Below are 1,865 nucleotides of genomic sequence, written 5' to 3' on the forward strand. Positions count from 1 at the left end.
CGCCCGCCGAATACGAAGCCAACCACTACCTGAGCACCACGAAAGCCCAGGTCACACACAACATCTGAGATCTCTACCGAACCCGGAACGGTTCATTAGGAGGCAAGGGCCAGGTGCGGGAGCAGGACGTCGCCGCAAACCTCACCAACACGCTCCTGCCACCGATCCCCGAGTGCGCCCGTACCAGCCGCAAGTACCCTGCGTATCCCGCCCGAGGACCGCTCACCGCATGGCTGACCGCCATCGCCACCCAAGCGCCTCCGGCTCCGGTGCAGGGCCGTATCTCACCCGACGACGCGAAACTCGCCCAGAAGGTCCTCACGCTGCCCTCCGACCGTCAGCACGCCTGGTACGAAACGAACCGGGCCGCGCTCACAGGCTGCGACCAGAAGCCGACCCTGAATCCTGAAGGGGCAAGCCGGTGAACTGGTGGGCCGCATCCCGCAACGTCCTCACCCTCGTCGTCGTCACCGCTGCTACGGCCGGTGCCGGCCTGGCCTTTGGGCAGAGTCGCATTCCGGTACCCTCGATGGTCGGCGGAGCAGGGCACTTCCTTCTCGGCGCACTGATCACCGTCACCCCGGCCGTGATCTGGCTTGCTTTCACGGGCCGCGCCCGAAATGCAACTGAAACCGTTGCTGTGCGGGCGGTCCACCGCTTCGACACCCTTCTCGCCGCAGCTTGTGCAGCTCTGGCCCTGGCCATGGCCGTTCTCGGACACTTCATGGGCGCCGACGCCGTTGCCCTGGCGATCGGGCGGAACACGGCCTTCTACCTCGGCCTGGCACTCATCCTCAACCCCCTCACCGGCGCCCGGATCGCAGCCCCAGTCCTCACGGCCGTACCCCTGGTCCTCGCCGTTGGAGGCTGGAAGACCGGCGGCCGCGGAGCCCGACCGTGGGCCGTCGTCCTCCACCCCTCAACCAGCTTGCCCGCCCTCCTGGCCGGTCTCACGGTCCTCCTTGCCGGGGCTGCATTCAGCAGCCTCAAACAGCCGCGCGGCGCCTTCTGAGAGAGAACCCGTCGCCCGGGAGTCACTGAACGCACGCGACCCGGAGGCGAGAGCTACGGTTCCCCCGTTCTCCCGCCAGGCCTGATCCTTTCGGCGTCGGCTCACACATCGCCTGGCCGCGGACCGGCGGAGGGCGTTGGTCCGCAAGTAGCCGCGTGCGCCTCCCTGCAACGAGCCGGGCGGCTACGAGGCGCAGTGGGCCGGTCCGGCCCACGGGGTGCAGGTGCCCGCGGAGGTCGTGGCGGCCGAGCAGGAGGAGCCGGGGGCGGGTGACGGTGCCGGTGATGGCGCCGGTGATCTCTTCGGTGGTGTGCGGCGCCGGAGTTTGTATCAGTCTCTGTATCCCGGCTGGTAGGTCTGGCGCAGCGGCTTTCGGCCTACCTTGCTGACCAGTGAAGGTGGTGGCCAGACGGAGTCCGGCCCCCCGCGGCGCATAAACGCCCCCGCATGACGCTTCGCCACGATGAAGCGCGCAGCGCTGGAGAGCGGTGCCGGGCCCGGCCGGATCGCGGCAGCAGCCCGCTCCCCGTCAGCCCAGGCCGGACGGTGCCATCGCCTCATGCAGGGACGGACCGACGGCGGGGGACGGCCGCAGCCTACGACCGAGCCGGTGTGGGGAGACGGCCCGGGCCCCGCGCCGCCGCTGGCCGCCGTTGCGCAGCCCAGCCGGTCCGCAGACGGCGGCGGCGCAGGCCACGCATGCTCACCGGGGCACGCCGGCTTGAGGCATCGCTCGGCCGAACCTGCCACTTGGGATAAGCTTGATCTTTATCCTCGCTGCTGTTTCAGGCGGATGTGTTCGGTGAGGGTTTCGGCTCGTTTCACGGTCTTCCCGGGTTCGTGTCGTGGGGCT

2 protein-coding genes are annotated in these 1,865 nt (G+C 69.3%); both read left to right on the forward strand.

Annotated features, from left to right (window positions below):
• Nucleotides 1–113: 113 nt before the first annotated feature.
• A complete protein-coding gene (locus AB0469_RS41115; RefSeq protein ID WP_366456729.1) occupies nt 114–425 on the forward strand; it encodes a hypothetical protein in 312 nt (103 codons plus the stop codon).
• A complete protein-coding gene (locus tag AB0469_RS41120) occupies nt 422–1,012 on the forward strand; it encodes a hypothetical protein (RefSeq protein WP_366456730.1) in 591 nt (196 codons plus the stop codon). The genes AB0469_RS41115 and AB0469_RS41120 overlap by 4 nt, the downstream gene beginning before the upstream one ends.
• The last annotated feature ends 853 nt before the right edge of the window (nt 1,013–1,865 follow it).

Origin of the sequence: Streptomyces sp. NPDC093801 (assembly GCF_040701585.1) — a bacterium.
Taxonomy (GTDB): Bacteria; Actinomycetota; Actinomycetes; order Streptomycetales; family Streptomycetaceae; genus Streptomyces.